This is a genomic window from Shewanella fidelis ATCC BAA-318 (assembly GCF_000518605.1).
In the GTDB taxonomy this organism is placed as follows: domain Bacteria; phylum Pseudomonadota; class Gammaproteobacteria; order Enterobacterales; family Shewanellaceae; genus Shewanella; species Shewanella fidelis.
Map to the genome: position 1 here is coordinate 105,097 of NZ_JADX01000019.1, position 16,064 is coordinate 121,160.

Annotated in this window: 14 protein-coding genes; 3 read left to right on the forward strand and 11 right to left on the reverse strand. The window is 41.6% G+C overall.

What is annotated here, in order from left to right; all coding sequences use genetic code 11:
• Positions 1-193 precede the first annotated feature (193 nt).
• The 4 genes from L884_RS0110310 to L884_RS0110325 are packed head-to-tail and all read right to left on the reverse strand — an operon-like array spanning position 194 to position 3,380.
• Positions 194-658, reverse strand: a complete 465-nt coding sequence (locus tag L884_RS0110310; protein WP_037410766.1) for a DUF3299 domain-containing protein — start codon at positions 656-658, stop codon at positions 194-196.
• A 58-nt stretch (positions 659-716) separates the two neighbouring features.
• Positions 717-1,457 carry a cupin domain-containing protein gene (locus L884_RS0110315; RefSeq protein WP_028767436.1) on the reverse strand — a complete coding sequence of 247 codons (741 nt, stop codon included), beginning with the start codon at positions 1,455-1,457 and terminating at the stop codon, positions 717-719.
• Between the two features lie 56 nt (positions 1,458-1,513).
• The gene (locus L884_RS0110320) at positions 1,514-1,867 is read right to left on the reverse strand and encodes a cytochrome c3 family protein (RefSeq protein ID WP_028767437.1); all 354 of its coding nucleotides are present in this window, start codon (positions 1,865-1,867) and stop codon (positions 1,514-1,516) included.
• A gap of 10 nt (positions 1,868-1,877) precedes the next feature.
• On the reverse strand, positions 1,878-3,380 hold the full coding sequence (locus L884_RS0110325) for a flavocytochrome c (protein ID WP_028767438.1): 1,503 nt from the start codon (positions 3,378-3,380) through the stop codon (positions 1,878-1,880).
• A gap of 211 nt (positions 3,381-3,591) precedes the next feature.
• Between L884_RS0110325 and L884_RS0110330 the strand changes: the two genes are divergently transcribed.
• Positions 3,592-4,332 (forward strand): TetR/AcrR family transcriptional regulator, encoded by a 741-nt coding sequence (locus L884_RS0110330; protein ID WP_245603105.1) that lies wholly within the window; start codon positions 3,592-3,594, stop codon positions 4,330-4,332.
• Positions 4,333-4,449: 117 nt separating this feature from the next.
• Positions 4,450-5,541 carry a branched-chain amino acid aminotransferase gene (locus L884_RS0110335; protein ID WP_028767440.1) on the forward strand — a complete coding sequence of 364 codons (1,092 nt, stop codon included), beginning with the start codon at positions 4,450-4,452 and terminating at the stop codon, positions 5,539-5,541.
• A 72-nt stretch (positions 5,542-5,613) separates the two neighbouring features.
• On the opposite strand, the gene L884_RS0110340 is transcribed toward L884_RS0110335, so the two are convergent.
• The 7 genes from L884_RS0110340 to L884_RS0110370 form a co-directional block, all read right to left on the reverse strand.
• The gene (locus tag L884_RS0110340) at positions 5,614-6,006 is read right to left on the reverse strand and encodes a hypothetical protein (RefSeq protein ID WP_028767441.1); all 393 of its coding nucleotides are present in this window, start codon (positions 6,004-6,006) and stop codon (positions 5,614-5,616) included.
• Positions 6,007-6,336: 330 nt separating this feature from the next.
• Positions 6,337-7,284, reverse strand: a complete 948-nt coding sequence (locus L884_RS0110345; RefSeq protein WP_028767442.1) for an acyltransferase — start codon at positions 7,282-7,284, stop codon at positions 6,337-6,339.
• A 7-nt stretch (positions 7,285-7,291) separates the two neighbouring features.
• On the reverse strand, positions 7,292-8,194 hold the full coding sequence (locus L884_RS0110350) for an acyltransferase (RefSeq protein ID WP_028767443.1): 903 nt from the start codon (positions 8,192-8,194) through the stop codon (positions 7,292-7,294).
• Between the two features lie 204 nt (positions 8,195-8,398).
• Positions 8,399-9,922 (reverse strand): EAL domain-containing protein, encoded by a 1,524-nt coding sequence (locus L884_RS0110355; protein WP_028767444.1) that lies wholly within the window; start codon positions 9,920-9,922, stop codon positions 8,399-8,401.
• A 405-nt stretch (positions 9,923-10,327) separates the two neighbouring features.
• On the reverse strand, positions 10,328-11,845 hold the full coding sequence (locus L884_RS0110360; RefSeq protein ID WP_028767445.1) for a YifB family Mg chelatase-like AAA ATPase: 1,518 nt from the start codon (positions 11,843-11,845) through the stop codon (positions 10,328-10,330).
• 213 nt (positions 11,846-12,058) lie between these two features.
• On the reverse strand, positions 12,059-13,312 hold the full coding sequence (locus L884_RS0110365; protein WP_028767446.1) for a sensor histidine kinase: 1,254 nt from the start codon (positions 13,310-13,312) through the stop codon (positions 12,059-12,061).
• Positions 13,284-13,952: a response regulator transcription factor gene (locus L884_RS0110370; RefSeq protein WP_028767447.1), complete on the reverse strand. Its 669-nt coding sequence runs from the start codon at positions 13,950-13,952 to the stop codon at positions 13,284-13,286. The genes L884_RS0110365 and L884_RS0110370 overlap by 29 nt, the downstream gene beginning before the upstream one ends.
• Before the next feature lie 93 nt (positions 13,953-14,045).
• Between L884_RS0110370 and L884_RS0110375 the strand changes: the two genes are divergently transcribed.
• Positions 14,046-15,260: a DUF5666 domain-containing protein gene (locus tag L884_RS0110375; RefSeq protein ID WP_028767448.1), complete on the forward strand. Its 1,215-nt coding sequence runs from the start codon at positions 14,046-14,048 to the stop codon at positions 15,258-15,260.
• The last annotated feature ends 804 nt before the right edge of the window (positions 15,261-16,064 follow it).

Consider the following 16,064-nt stretch of genomic DNA (forward strand, 5'->3'; position numbering starts at 1 on the left):
CACAAAACATCGCAATATTTCAGTCAGAAAAAGCCCTCTAACAAAGAGGGCTGGGTCTTAAGTGGTGATACATCAGATGAGTTTTATGTGACCCAAATTAGCAGGTTGGTTGCTGCTAGCAATCAACCCGCTAGAAACTAAGTTAGCAATCACGCATATTTGCTGCAATAAGCCCGCTTGCAGGATTTTCCCATTAGTGATTGTGCGCAGTATGTGTGTCTGTGCTACTCACTTGTACTGGATAGGCTATCGCTTCTATGCCTTGTAAGTGATAACCGGTTTTAGCAAAACCTGCCTGTGCACTTTTGATCGTTAATTTGCCAGCGATATAGATCGGTTGCTCAGGTCCTGGCACATCAACAGCTTGATCGAACGTCACATGAATAAGTTGATTCGGTGGCGATGGCGGCTTATGGAAACATGCGCCTTGCTGCGGAGTAAGTAAAAAGTTTTTGGTCTGGGCTTTACCTTGGCCATCAAGGGGGACGATAAAACCTGGAATGATAACGACTTTACCATCAAGGGCTAAATTGATATTACTTGCAGGAGGCAGATCGGCAGAGCCAGGGGCAAGGTTGCTCCAAAGAATGGACATCGCTTCTTGTGCAAATAGTGGTGGACTGATTAGTAAGCTAAGTGCAAGTATGAGTTTTTTCATATTTATAAGGAGGCCAGTGTTAATCTGGCCTCAGTCTCTCATCAAGTTCTAATATGGGTTATTTAGATTTTTGAATAACATCCCAGCCATAACCACCGTTGCCAGAGCGAACAAGTTTAGAGTTAGTGTATGGCACGAAGTCAAACATTAGCTGCTCACCAGGACCCACATCTTGTGGCCATTGATACTTAAAGGTTGAGAACTTGCCATCTAGTGGGAACCAGTACATGTAGATAAGATCTTGGTCATCATATGTGTTTGGTGTGTAGTGAATCGCTTTACTAGGAATTTCGATGTAATCACCAGGACCAAACGGTTGCATGCGCTCTTGTGCCCAAGTTAAGCCTTCACCGCTTAGGCCGTAATAACATTCCATTTCACGGTGGTAGTGAGGTGCAGCAGTACCCGGTGCAACACGAACTAGGCCGATCACTGTCGGTTCATCGTTCAGTTCTTTCCAACACATGCCTACTTCAGACTCTGATGCACCACCTTTTGGACAAGGAATCAGATTACTTGGATCATCGACACGCCATGTTAACCAGCCTGAGTCGTTTGCACCTTTACCGCCATGGTCGTTTGATTTTACGCTGTAAATATCTTTTTTACCTGATTGGAACTCTTCAAGGTAAGCCATAGCTTGCTCTTGGCGACACACCATTGGCATCACTTTTGTCGGCGCGTAAGGTGTAGATAGTGTCGGTTTTTCTGTGTGCCAAGGCTTATCTGCTGGTTTCTCTGCTGCGGTTGCCATGCCTGCGATAAACATAGTTGAAATACATAGTAATTTTTTCATCATTTTTCTCTTTAATAGTATGTTTTATTGTTTTAAAAGCGTCCTTGCTTTAGGTTTTATTACTTAGTGAAATTTGGATAGTTAAAGTTGTGGCAATCCATACAGATTGCTTGCTTCTTGGTGTGTTCACCGTGACATTCCATGCAAGGTGCTTCTTGGCCATAATGCATGCTGTCATGTGGGTTTTGCTTGGCCTCATGGCCTTCACGCTTGGTCTGTTCTGCGAGCTCACCCATGTCATGGCATTGCAAGCAAGATTCGTCAGAAGGATAGTTTTTCAATCCTTGGTCATGGCAAGATTTACAACCTTCTTCATATAGGGCTTCGTGATAGTCGCGTTTGTCTCTTGCTTGAGCTGAGAGGGCGATAACGCTGCTAAATACCAGCACAAGTAAAGTTGTCATTGGTTTCATGTTGGTATCCTTATGCTTTCATCATCGAACGTGCGGCAGTTACGCCAAATGCCATACAGTCTGGGGTTGAACAACCACCTAGACGGCTTACACCATGTACGCCACCTGATACTTCGCCTGCAGCGTAAAGGTTCGGGATTGGCTTACCATTTTTAGCGGCAATCACCTCTGCTTTAGTGTTGATTTGAATGCCGCCTTGGCAGTAATGCACTTTTGGCCATAATCGCTGCACGATAAACGGTGCGGTCATGTAGATCCCTGTGCTCATATCCATACGTTTGCCAAATTGAGGGTCGTGACCTGCTTTGACATAGCCATTCCAGTCTTCAATTTGTTGCTTTAAAGCCTTAAGCGGAAGATCAAAGTGTTTGGCGATGGCTTCTACGCTGTCGAACTCCCAAGCAACGTTATATTTGAGGACGTTTTCCATAGAAGGATCTTTTTGCGCTTCATGTTTAGGCGCGATCAGTAACGCAGGGTGTGGGTTACCATCTTTGTCACGACGTTGGATCTCTAAATCTGCGCGGTGTTTACGGTCGGCTGTTTCATTCATGAAGCGCATGCCAGTATTGCGGTCAATCGCAATTGAATGAGGGAAGTTATATAGCGAGAAACCCGCACCGTAACCAAATCCACCTTCATCTGGTGACGCCCAAGGGCCAGACTGAATGAAGCTTAAGTGAATTGGCATTGCACCTTCTGCCAGCATGGCGATAAGACCATCGCCCGTTGCACCGCGAGCATTGGTATGGCCAACTTCATGACCTAAGGTTGGATCAAGGGCTTGTCGGAAGGCGACGTTTGCTGCGAAACCACCAGTGGCAATAAGTACACCTCGCTCAGCTTTTACGTTAATTAACTTGCCAGAGTCTTCGTGTTCGGTGTGATAGCCTTTGCGTACTTTAATGCCTAATACGCTGCCGTCTGCTGCGGTTATCAAGCCTTCAAATTTATGGCGAGTTTTGGTTTTAACGCCGTAACTACGTGCCGTTTTTAACATTGGGCGAATAAAGCCTGCGCCACTACGTTCAACGACTTGATGGCTACGTGTTGCACTGGTACCGCCAGTATTAATGATATGGTCACGGTATACACAGCCACAATCTTTGGTGAGCTGGTAGATGTAAGGTCCTAACTCTGCGCTGTGTCGAAGTAATTCTTCACTTGCATAACCACGGCCTGAAGCGAGTTGGTCTTTTACCATTAGCTCTGCACTGTCTTTAATACCAAGCTTGCGCTGTAAATCGGTATCAGCAAAGCAAGCTTGGCCAGCATTAAGAGTTGAGTTACCACCATATACACCAAGCTTTTCGAATACGACGATATCTTTTGCACCTAGCTTGCCTGCTTCTACTGCGGCAGCCAGACCCGCAAAACCAGAGCCAACGATAACGACTTCATGGGATTCATCCCATTTAATATCTGATGACTTAGCACTTGCCGTTAACGGGGCTAAAGCGCCAACAGCAGCGGCTCCAGCACCAAATTTTAAAAATGAACGTCTTGTTTGCATTTATTTAGTCTCCATTTAACTTGGATAAACAATATGCTTATGAAATCAACTCAAATATGCGCGTAATCACACTTTATATTGGGCGATAAAGTTTTTTGTGGTGCTGTTCAAGAAAATCTTTCTTTTAAGTATCTAAAAGAGTTAATAGCCGTAATATGAGGTTATTATAATTATAAGAGTAGAGTTTTTTATGCGTTGCCCTAGTAATAATATGGATGCTATTCGTTGCAATCAATTATTAGATGTTGCTGAACAACTTATTGATAATCAAGGTGTTGTTTCATTTAGGTTTGCGCAAATAGCAAAAGGAGCGGGCTGTTCAACTAATACCTTATATAAATATTTTCAGTCAAAAGAAGATGTGCTTGTTTGTTTATTTTTAAGAAACACAACATCAAGTCAAATACCAATTTTTATAAAAGAAAATCCTGATTTAAATATTCATGAATTATCAGTTCTAGCAATATTGTTTACATTCGAGTCTGTGAAGAGAAGCCCGATTTTTAATATTCTTAGGCTTGTATCAATTAATAGTATGTTCTGGCAACTCGCTAGCTCTGAAAAAGTTGAAATATTAAAGTGTCGTGTGAACTTATTTTGGAGCAGAATTAAAAGGCCTTTAGAGGATGCTGTTGCTAAAGGAGAACTACAAGCGACTCAACTTGAAATTGACGACTTAAGTCAAGCGCTTTACTTCTTTCTTGCCGGTGCTACTTCTTCCTACCAAAGTCGCTTGATGGACGAGCAATATTTTGTCGTCGAAGACGATATTGGTTATCGACATATTAGTCGTTTAATGAATCATTATCAGTGGCGAGAGCCCATTACTCGAGAAATGATGCAGAACTTATCCTGTCGGATTCGGGATTTTTTAGAACAAGGCCCTTGCAGTATCAGAAGCTGTAATACGTGTTTAAAAATAGGTAAGCTCTCTGATTGTCGTAATGGGTAATTTTAACAACTAAATTAAAGGCTTGTTGAAAATTACTCCCTATTTCAGTTATGGGTTTATCTTGACTTTTTTATGACCACTGATAGGCTGCTCAGTCAGTAATCAAGGTGGTATGCAATGCAAATAACTTATAATTTAAAACCTGCGTTAGAACGCCGAGCCGAACAGTTTAACCCTACAATAAATGTTGGCTTTGGTAACCTCAGAACTGATCACATGTTTTTGATGGATTATCGCGATGGTGAGTGGCGTGATCCACGAATTGTTCCTTACGGTCCATTTGAAGTCGCTCCTGGTGCTATTGCGTTGCACTATGGTCAATCAGTATTCGAAGGCGCAAAAGCTTTCCAACACGATGATGGTGAGATCTATACGTTCCGCATAGACAAAAACGCTCAGCGCCTTAATCGCTCGGCAGATATTCTTTGTATTCCAGCCTTACCAGAGCAAATGCAAATTGATGCAATTAATGCGTTGATTGACGTCGATCGGCTATGGTTCCCGATGCAAGAAGGCGCATGTCTTTATATTCGTCCGTTTATTTTTGCTACTGAAGATCGTTTATCAGTAAGCCCAAGTGAACAATATACTTTCTGTGTAATGTTAAGCCCAAGTGGGCCTTATTATAGCGACGGTTTTGATAAAGCGATTCGTTTGTTGATCACTGAGCGTTTTCACCGTGCTGTATCAGGCGGTACAGGTGCATCAAAAGCTGCGGGTAATTACGCTGCATCGTTAAAAGCAGGCAAAGCCGCGGCTGAATACGGTGCTGCGCAAGTACTGTATTTAGATGCAAATAATAAACAGATTGAAGAAGTGGGAGCGATGAACCACTTTCATGTACTTAAAGACGGCACCATAGTTATTCCTAAGTTTACCGATACGATTTTAAAATCGATTACCTCACAATCTATCCTTGATTTAGGTGAACTTTTGGGCTGTGAAGTGCGCCAAGAAACGGTAATGCTTGATCAGTTTATTAGCGATATAGAATCAGGTGAAATCATCGAAGCCGGTGGCTTTGGTACTGCTGCAGTGGTATCTCCGGTGGGGTCTTATATTTTTGAAGATAACCGGATCGTCACCGTTGGCAATGGTGGAGTCGGTGAGCATACTAAGCGTATCTATAAAGTTTTAACAGATATTCAAAAAGGTCACCTTAAAGGCCCTGAAGGTTGGGTGCAGCACGTTAAGCGCGTGCATGTATAGCTCATGCGATCCTAAAAGCGCCTATTAAGGCGCTTTTAGGAGACTGACACTTATTAAACATGTTGCTTAATTTTAAAGTTTAACCACGCTATTAACTCTTACTGGTTGTTGAGTAATATTTCGGGCCGTAGGTACAAATCTGTACTGGCTCATTTCTCTAAAATTGTCGTTAGCAATACGGTCACCATTCATAGTGTTTTGCATACTAACTTGCTGCACTTGACCTTGAGGATCAACCACAAAGCTCACTTTGTAGTTGGCGCTTTCCCGTGATTCGTTGTTATCGGATGAGGGAAGGAAGTCTTGCCAATTTATTAACCCTTCTTGAGCAATCCAATAATAGGCGATCTCACTACTGTCTATATCGATAATATGGTTAGTATTTTGACTTGAGCCGTGGCTAGCACAACCGTTACCTAGCACCACAAATATCATGGTTGCGAGTAAACTAGCTATTTTGGGCATCTGATACACTCCGTTACTTATGTTGCTTTTTCGTTCCTTCGGGGTAAATGTAATTGCAAAAGATGACAGAGTCTAGTCAAAGTGTTGACACACCCTGTTGAGTAAGTGATGGCGGCTAGTTTTTTTGTCTGGGTAAAGGCTTTTTGTGTGCGTAATATGCTTTGATGGTATAGTTTGTAGCTAATTACTTTGCTTTTTTTGAGCTTGAGTAGTGGCTTCAACTTTGCGTCTAAGTAGGTAATTAAATTGACGTTTTGCTCTTTAGCCGAGTTCAGCTAGCTGCAGCATACAAAAGTATACTGCGGCTAAGTTTGAAGTTTATTATAGCGGTTAATTATCGGAGGGCTTTTTTTCGTGAACAATGGGTTTACTGGCTGCATTATGTTTTTGCATTAATCGATGGATTTCTTCATCTTTTTGCTGCCAAATATCATTGAGCCAACGCTGAAAGTCAACGCGGTAGGCTGACTCGGAAAAGTAGCGCTTATTGTCGACTTGGGGTACTGGAAGGACTTTTACGCGGACGACAATCTTTTTCATGCGCCCATGCATAACTTCATATAAAGCATCTTTACCAAATACTTCAGGATAGAGCACTGTGACATCTAATAAGTTAGTAAATTGCTCACCCATTGCTGATAAGGCAAAGGCGATCCCCCCCGCTTTAGGGCGCAATAAATAGCGGTATGGTGAATCTTGGCGAATACGTTTCTCTTCTGTAAAGCGGCTGCCCTCCACAAAATTAATGATAGAGGTCGGCATATCGCGAAACTTCTCACAGGCTCGTTGCGTAGTTTCTAGATCTTTTCCTTTCAATTTAGGATTCTTTTTTAATTTAGCCGGGCTTGTGCGCGTCATAAAAGGCATATCTAAGGCCCAGCAGCCTAAACCTAAGAAAGGGACATATAGCAGTTCTTTTTTAAGGAAAAACTTCAGCATAGGAATATGGTTACGTAACACATATGTTTGCGCGGCTATGTCAAATCCACTGAGATGGTTGCTGATTAACAGGTACCAACTGTTTTTATCAAGGTTATCTAGTCCTTCTATATCCCATTCAATATCAGCGAGTAGGTATAAAATGCCGCCGTTACAGCTTGCCCATGCCCACATAAAGCGATTCATTATACCAGTTAAGCCATTGCGAGCAGCCTTAAAGGGGAGCAGCATCTTTATCAGTCCGCCTACGCTAATCAAAGATGCCCAAATGACAGTGTTGATGATTAACAGCGTTGTACTCAAAAAATATAAAATAGAGCCAGGTAAAAAGTTCAACATACTGTATTTATGCCTCTTCTCGATGATTTGCTTGGGCAAACTCTGTGAGCACTTGGTCTTTTTGTTGCCAAATTAAATTGAGTTGTTCTTGAAACTGGATCTTAAAGTGGCGATCTTTTAAATAATCACCACGCAGTTCATCGCCGATTTCGCTGATGCGCATATGTACTTTCACTTCTTTTACTTGGCCGCTAATGAACTCCCAGTATGTTGGGACTTTATCTGGGTAGTAAATTGAAATATCAATCAGCTTATCGATATGTTCACCCATTGCTGATAGTGCGAAGGCCATTCCGCCGGCCTTGGGCTTTAACAGGTGAGTGTAGGGTGAGTTTTGTTTGCTGTGCTTGCTTGGGTGGAAGCGCGTTCCTTCAACAAAGTTCATCACACTAACAGGCTTACTCTTAAATTTTGCGCATGCTTTACGGGTGATCTCAATATCTTTACCGCGTAACTTAGGGTTGCGTTTTAATTGGGCATTACTGTAGCGACGCATGAAAGGGAAATCTAGCGCCCACCAAGCCAAGCCCAGTACGGGTACATAAATAAGCTCTTGCTTTAAAAAGAACTTTAAAAATGGAGTTTTACGGTTTAAGACTCGTTGCAAAATGAGAATATCGACCCAAGACTGATGGTTAGCAATGACCATATACCATTCTTTAGTCGATAGCTCAGTATCGCCATCAACAGAGAGTTTGAAAGGGTGCAGAGTATTTTCAATGATATTGTTAACGCTAATCCAAGCCGATGCACAGAAGTCAAGAAAGTGAGTACAAAGGGTTCGGGTCGCAGATAGAGGTATGAGTTTAAAGAAACTCATAATAAAGATGGGGAAGACCCAAAATAGGGTATTAATAAAATAACAGCAAAAAGCTAAGCTGCCTCTTATGTATGACACTATTGCGCCCATTCAAAACCTCAATCAAAAAATTGGAGACCTATAGTACTCGTTGTCAGGTTTTGTCTCAATCTAGATGTTAAATTTTAACGGTTAACTGATGATAGCCTCATTGTTTTTAAGCAGTTTGTTAGTATGAGTAAATATGTTTTTTGCGATGATTTATCTATTACTGGAGAGTTTATCCCGCAATAGATTATTGCGGGATAGCATTGTTTAATGATTAAGTAGGTAGGTGCGCAGCTCTGCTGCTGGCAGCGCTTTTGAATAGAACCAGCCTTGATGTAGGTGTATTCCAAGCGCCTTTAGGCGATCGGCTTGCTCTAGGGTTTCTACCCCCTCTGCAATTAAGCCAATTTCTAGTTCTTTTGCTATGGCGATATAGGAGCGGATCAAGAACGGATTACTCATATCGCTGACTAGTATCTTAGTAAAGGCTTTATCTATTTTTAAACAATCAAATTCGAGTTGTTGCAGCATCAAGCCACCACTATAGCCTGTTCCAACGTCATCTAATTTAACTAGGCAGCCTAGTTGCTTGCAGCCTGCAATAAACTCACGAATTTTTTCCCATGAGGAGATAGGCTGACGTTCGGTTAGCTCGAAACTTAATTTATCTACGCTGTATCCGTGAGCAGCCAATGTTCGTAAGTACGCTACGATATCATCTCGCTCTATTTGTTTAGCTGAGATATTGATACTACATTTGCTGATTTGCTCACTTAATAGAGGCGATTTTAATTCAACTAATGCTGTTTTTATCATCCAACGAGTCACTTTTGGCATTATTGAGTCTTGCTCTAAATAACGAATATAGCTACTGGTGCTATGGTGATTACCATCTTCGGTTTGCCACCTCAGTAAGGCTTCAACTGAGTATGGTTTATTGTTAGTGGTGTCGATTATTGGCTGGTAAGCTAAATAAAAAGCCTCTTTTTTCAGCGCAGCAGAAAACTTCTTATGCCAGTAGGCTTTATATATAGGCTTACGCAAAAGGTAAATAGACCAACTAGCAAATAGTGTTGGCAGTAAAAGTAACAGGAAGATTGTTAGCCATAGCTGATTTCTTACCGATTCATTAGCAATTAAAGTGTACTTAAAGTCAGAATCTATTGCTTGGTACTCGATGCTAAAAAATGGGGTGATTTGTGCATTTCGACTAATCCATTTTTTGCCTGCAACTTCTACCTCTATGCCACCACAAACATTACAATTTGCTAGTTGCTCAGAAATCTCCTGTGCTGAATGAACCGGAACAAATAGGCTACCTATGCTGCCGGTGAGACTAGCATATATGGTTTTTTGTTTGTTGAATGTACGGTGATCGGCACCTTCATACAGTCCTTGGCCGTCAATATCTCTACTGAGTAATTTTCCGCCAGCTTGTTCAGGCCAACGTCCAATTGCCGAGCACACTTCATGATTGTCATTAAAGCGAACCCATGGAATAGGTCGATTATTCTGAACGATTAACTTATTTTTTAGTAGTTCAATAGTCTCTTGTGAACATTGAGTTACTTGTTCTTGTCTCAGCACTTTCCTTACTGCAACCATTTGCGTTTTGGCTGCAACCAATCTTTTTTGATACTCAGTCTCTACGGTTTTAGCAAACTCTGTTAATTGATGAGAAAGTCTGAAGTGACTTAGACCTAGCGATATTGCCAATAAAGCAATAAAAATAGTTCCTGCTAGAACGGAGCTAGTGACATGTTTACGATTATATTTGAGTCTACTTGGCATGTTATAGATAACTGTGTCGTTTGCAGCTGACGAATGTGCTGGTTAGTAAAATTAAGTGGCAGAAAATAAGATTAGCTTTAATGCAAATATCAACTGTCATTCTAGCTGGTAGCAATTGCTACAATAGCGTTGGCTAGGTGGGGCAGAGGTAAACAAATGTTTGCCACTTCAGTGTTGTCGAGTTAATGAAGTCGGCGGAATTTACTGGAAACCCGAATGCGATTCAACTTATTTGTTAAGTGATTAACGCTTATTTAATCTAAAACAATTTTGTTGTGCGTTTTTTGTGAAATGAAGCATTAGGAATTATGTTACTCACCTCTAAATAGGTAGGTAACCATTGAGTTTGACTATATATGTTGCCCGAGCGATTGTGTGTTAACGAAAGGTTGGGTTTCATACTGTTCACTGCTTTGAAAGTGTGGCCAGTAACCTATCCATAGCTCGATAGCCTAATGCTTGAGCAATATGGGCACGAGTGACACATTCTTGTTGCTGTAAATCGGCAATGGTGCGTGCAACTCGCTGAATACGATGATAGCTACGAACTGATAACCCTAGTTGATTAACGCTTTGCTCCAAAAAAAGCAAATCGTTACTATTAAACTGGCCGTCAGTATTTAGCTGCTTACCGCTTAATTGACTATTTAATATGCCCGAACGGGCAAGCTGTTTCTCTCGGGCTAAGTTCACTCGTTTGGCTATTTCCTCACTTGTTTCTGCTTGATGATTACTACTATTGAGCGCACCTAAAGGGAGTTTGGGAACATCAATAGTGAGATCAAACCGATCTAGAAATGGACCGGATAGCTTCGCTAAATAGCGCTGGATTTGTTCAGGGCTAGAGCGGCCGTTATCAGTATCACCACAAGGACTAGGGTTCATCGCTGCAATTAACTGAAAGCGACTCGAGAAAGTCAGTTTAGCTGCAGCACGAGAAATACTGACTTCACCAGTTTCCATTGGCTCTCTCAAGCAGTCTAAGACCTTTCTAGGGAATTCAGCAACTTCATCAAGAAATAGCACTCCACGATGAGCAAGTGATATCTCGCCTGGCTTGGGTTGTGCTCCGCCACCGACTAGAGAAATAGCTGAGCATGTATGATGAGGGCTTCGAAAAGGACGTCGATAAAAATTGGCAGGTTTAATATCGTGCCCGGCAACAGAGTGAATTGCGGCAACTTCTAAAGCTTCTTCATAAGCAAGTTGAGGCAATAGTTTCATTATTCTGCTTGCTAGCATAGTTTTCCCGGTACCTGGAGGACCTAGCATTAACAGGTTATGGTTACCTGCAGCTGCAATCTCTAGCGCTTGTTTGGCTTGATGTTGGCCTACGACATCGCTCATACATGATAGAGGCTCGCTATCTTGCGATAACCATTGCAAATTTAAGTCGATACTGGGAAGTTGCGACTGACCATGCAAATAGGCCGCTAGAGACTGCAAATGAGTTGCAAAGCGAACATTTTCAAAACCAACTAACTCGGCATCCTCACGGTTCTCTACGGGCAGAACTAAAGTACGGTTTAGTTTGCTGGCTTCAACGATTACGGGCAAGAGGCCCGGGCAGCGGCGAACTTGTCCAGAAAGTGCGAGTTCTCCGACAAACTCGTGGTGCTTTATTGACTCAATAGGAATTTGTTTTGAAGCGGCAAGAATTCCTATTGCTATGGGTAAGTCGTAACGTCCGCCCTGTTTGGGCAGATCTGCTGGCGCTAGGTTAACTGTGATCCTGCGCATTGGGAACTCAAATCCTGCATTAATGAGGGCGCTACGCACTCTTTCTTTTGCTTCTTTAACAGAAGCTTCTGGAAGCCCAACTAAACTAAATGCAGGTAAACCATTGCTGAGGTGAACTTCGACTTGTACTAGTGGTGCTTCAACGCCGTGGCTCGCACGGGTTGCAACGCAGGCGATAGGCATAAACAAATCCTTTTGTTTTATGTATTTAGTGTATTTGTAAATGATAGCTTTAACAGGGAAATTCATTTTCCCATTGTTAAGTTTAGCTAAAGTTACTGAATTTGCTTAGGTTAAAGAACTACTTTAGCTAAGCTGAGACGATAGACTTCTCTGTCTAGCTCTGAATCATGTTTCAGCTACATTTGATGGCTATGATGTCATCCACAGGCAAGGCTAGTGTTTTGCCTTATCATCGAATACCAAGGTTGTTTGAAACTCAACACCATTATCGTAAGGGGTGTAACCCCAATTCATTCTTTCACAGATCCGCTCGACGATAACTAAGCCGACTCCGTAGCCGGCATTGTAAGTTTCATTGCCTTCGTGACGATTAGTTATTTTTAGGGTGTATCCTTTTAATGCTATTTCTATATCGCCAACGCTATAGCTAAAAGCATTCTTAATGACATTGTTGAGCACAATGGCGATAAAGCTTTGCGGTACATGGATCTGCTGTGCATCTTCTACTCGCAAGCGGTAGCAGATATCTTGCCGAGCAAAAAGCTCCTTCATCTCAGTGAGCTGTTGACGTAATGCGGCTTCAAGATCGACATCGACAAAATGGCGTTGGCTAATAGACTCTTTTCCCAGCAACAAAAAGGTTTCTGTGAGGATCTGCATTTCATCGCTGGCTTGCTGTAATCGCTTAACGGCATTGATAGCGACAGGATGTTGATTTGGGATCTTAGCTAGTAATTCAGCAGAGCCCTTTACCACGGTTATAGGTGTTCTTAATTCATGAGATGCAAAATGACTGAATTCTTTTTCTCGCTGAAAAAAGCCATTAATATTATTTTTGCTATCAAGCAAGGTTTGCTCGATATTGCGAGTTTCTACAAAGTTAGTATCAACGCCAAAGCTAGGGTCATCGGGAGACATTTGAGTGATCTTATGTTCAATAATTGTCAGAGGCTTAGAGAGTGCTCGAATAAAGTACAAACTAACTAGGAGCATTAATAAGCCAATAAGCAAACCTAAGATCAGAATATGATCGTGTAAGTGTTCTTCATACTCATCAAGGTAATCGTCAGCATCATCTAAGAACACGACATACATTAATCCCCTACCGGAAGGATGTAGGGTAACAATAAAGTGTTTATCTTCTTCACCTCGTAACTCTTCATAAAGACCCGGGGATGTATAAGCTTTAAGCCAAGTTGGCATCTCCTGTTCGCTCCAATAAGTTTTAAACTCATTAGTATTAGGTAATACCGTTTTATCGCCGTAAACCTTATAGTCCTGCTTGTAGCGATATACTTCAGTATCTAGCCAATGGTTGAGGCTGATTTTCTCGATTTGATTTTCAGCAATATAAATAAGTGACCAGAACAAGCTGAACATAGCAAAAGTCATCAAACCGAAACTCCAGCGGATTTTTCGGTATATGCTGGGATACTGCTTATGCTTTGAGTCGGTAACCTTGTCCATGAATTGTCTCTAATCGTGATTGCTCGAAGCCTTTGTCTAGGGCAGTGCGCAGTCCATAAATATGGCTACGTAGTGCATCGCTTGATGGTGATTCATCTCCCCAAACAGCATCGCAAACATCCTGACGGCTGACTACACCAGGGGCGCGCTTTATCAAGATCTTGAGGATTTTTAGTTGGATGCGACTTAGCTTAATCGGCTGATCGGCGCGAGTAACGATATTTGTTTGAGTGTTTATGTTTATATCGGCAAAAGACAAGGTGCCGATATCTTGCCGAGGTCCACGATTACTTAGGGCATGTACACGTAAACTTAGCTCTTCCATAGCAAATGGTTTGAGTAGGTAGTCATCTCCACCTGCTTTAAAAGCTGCAACTTTGTCCTCAAGGCTGTCTTTAGCAGTTAAAAACAATATAGGTGTATTACAGTATAGATCTTCGCGTAACCTGCGTACCGCACTGATCCCATCAAGTTTTGGCATCATGATATCCATAATAATCACATCGTAACTATTTTCAGATAAAAGATTGATTGCAGCTTCACCGTGATAAGCACAGTCAATGAACATGCCTTCAAGTTCCAAATAGTCGGCAATTGTTTCGGCTAGGTTATGGCTGTCATCAACAATTAAAACTTTCATAGATTAATTTATCTTTCTTCACGAACGCTTCACGGGCCAAGTTTTAACATACAGCCAAATTTGATAATCATCTTACAAAATAAGGGTATTTAGATGAAAAAAGTAGCTTTAGTTTCAACACTTGCTCTGATTTTAACTGCTTGCGGCGGTGGAAGCGATAACTCTTCTGACAATGGCAACAGCGGTGACAATGGTAACGGTGGCCCTGTCACTGCACCTGCAGCCATTAAAGGCACGATTGACTCGGTAAATACAGCGCAAAAGAAAGTGGTTGTAAACGGCTATAGCTATGACGTTGCGGACGTTGTTTATGGTGATACAAAGCTAAAGATCAATGATCTACAAGCGAATATGATGGTACAGATCGACGGCACACAAAGAGTCGCAGGTGTTCAAGTTGAACTTGAACCGACAATCGCTGGACAGGTTTCTGCAATCAATGTGACTACTTTTGTTGTCAATGGTATGACTTTGAACTTCACTTTAACACCAGATATGGATATCGAAGTTAATGATTGGGTAATGGTATCTTCATTGCCTACAGCAGATGCTGGCTACAAAGTGTTGTCAGTGGTTAAATTTGATATTGAAACTGAATATCCGGGACTAGCAAATAATTATGAAGTTGAAGGTCGTCTATCAGGCTTAGATGAAAGTGCTAGAAGCTTTAAACTAGGTGCGGCTGTGACAGTTGATTACTCAGGCACCGAGGATCACAATATTGAAGGCGTGCTTGCCAATGGTCAATGGGTTGAAGTTGAAGGCACAATGACTGGAAGTACACTTGAGGCAACCAGTGTAGAAGTTGAAGACTATAAAGATCTTGCTAACGATACTGAAGTAGAAGGTATTGTGACTTGGGTTGATGCTCAACAGTCAGCGTTTGAACTTAACTACCAAGGGCGCTTTGTTATCAATGAGCACACAAAGTTTGAAGATGGTTTGAAGAAAGACTTAAAACAAGGTGCATTAGTTGAAGTGACTTCAGTTAAGCAAGGCGCTCAACAAGTCGCTACCGAAGTTGAATTTGATGACGATAACTCAACAGGTGATGATAACGCCAACGGAAATATTGGTAGCTGGAAAGAATTTGAAGCTGAAGGTTTTGCTACTTCTGTAAATGCAATAGATAAAAGCTTTGTGATTACGACTAAGGGCAAAGCAATGACTATATATGTAGATGCAAAAACCCAGTTTGAAGACCGTCTGCAGTTTGACACTATTGATCAGCAACGTATCGAAGTTGAAGGTGTCGTAATCAATGGTCAAAATATTGCTCGTGAAATCGAAGCTGACGATAACGATTAATCTAGTTAGAAGTTATTTTGCATAAAGCGTTCTGTAAGTTAGCTGGTAGTTGATATTGGACTAACCAATAAAAATGCCTTCCATTCATGGAAGGCATTTTTGTATCTGTGGTTCGCAATGAAATACTGATTATCAATTGCTGTTATACGGAGTATCTGTAAATGTAGTTACGAGTCGTAAACTTTTATCTTTAACTATAAAAAGTAGTGAGCAAGGTATATAAGCGTTGCTTTTTGCACTTTACCAAGTAGGGAAAAGATAAAATGCAGCAAAATAGAAACCATTTTACTGAAATATAGCAGTGCGAATGGATTTGGAAGAGAAAGAAACGAGCTGTAAGCGAGAGAGAAGAGGCACCTAAAACCGCTTAAAATGAATAACTCTGTGGATAACCTGTATCTTAGCTGTAGCTTGTAAAGGTATAAAAATTAAATGTATTTTTCTATCAAAAAGCACTTGCACTGAGATCAAAACTCCCTATAATGCGCATCCACTGACACGGCACAGCAGGCCAGCTAGCTAGCGTAACGCTAGATAGCACGGGACTTGCAGCAATGTTAGAGAGTTTAAATTCTTTGGAAATTAAGCTCTGGTGATAAGCGGTTTAAGAGCTTCATGCAGCGACTTCTTTTTACGAGGGTGAACAAGAAATCAACGCTTGAAAAACTTCTTAAAATAAACGCTTGACGCCAACAACGGGAAGTGTAGAATACGCAGCCCTAGCCACTTGAAGCGGTTCGCAAGAACACCAAGCTGGCAACGCTCTTTAACAATATGACAAGCAAATCTGTGTGGACACTCACA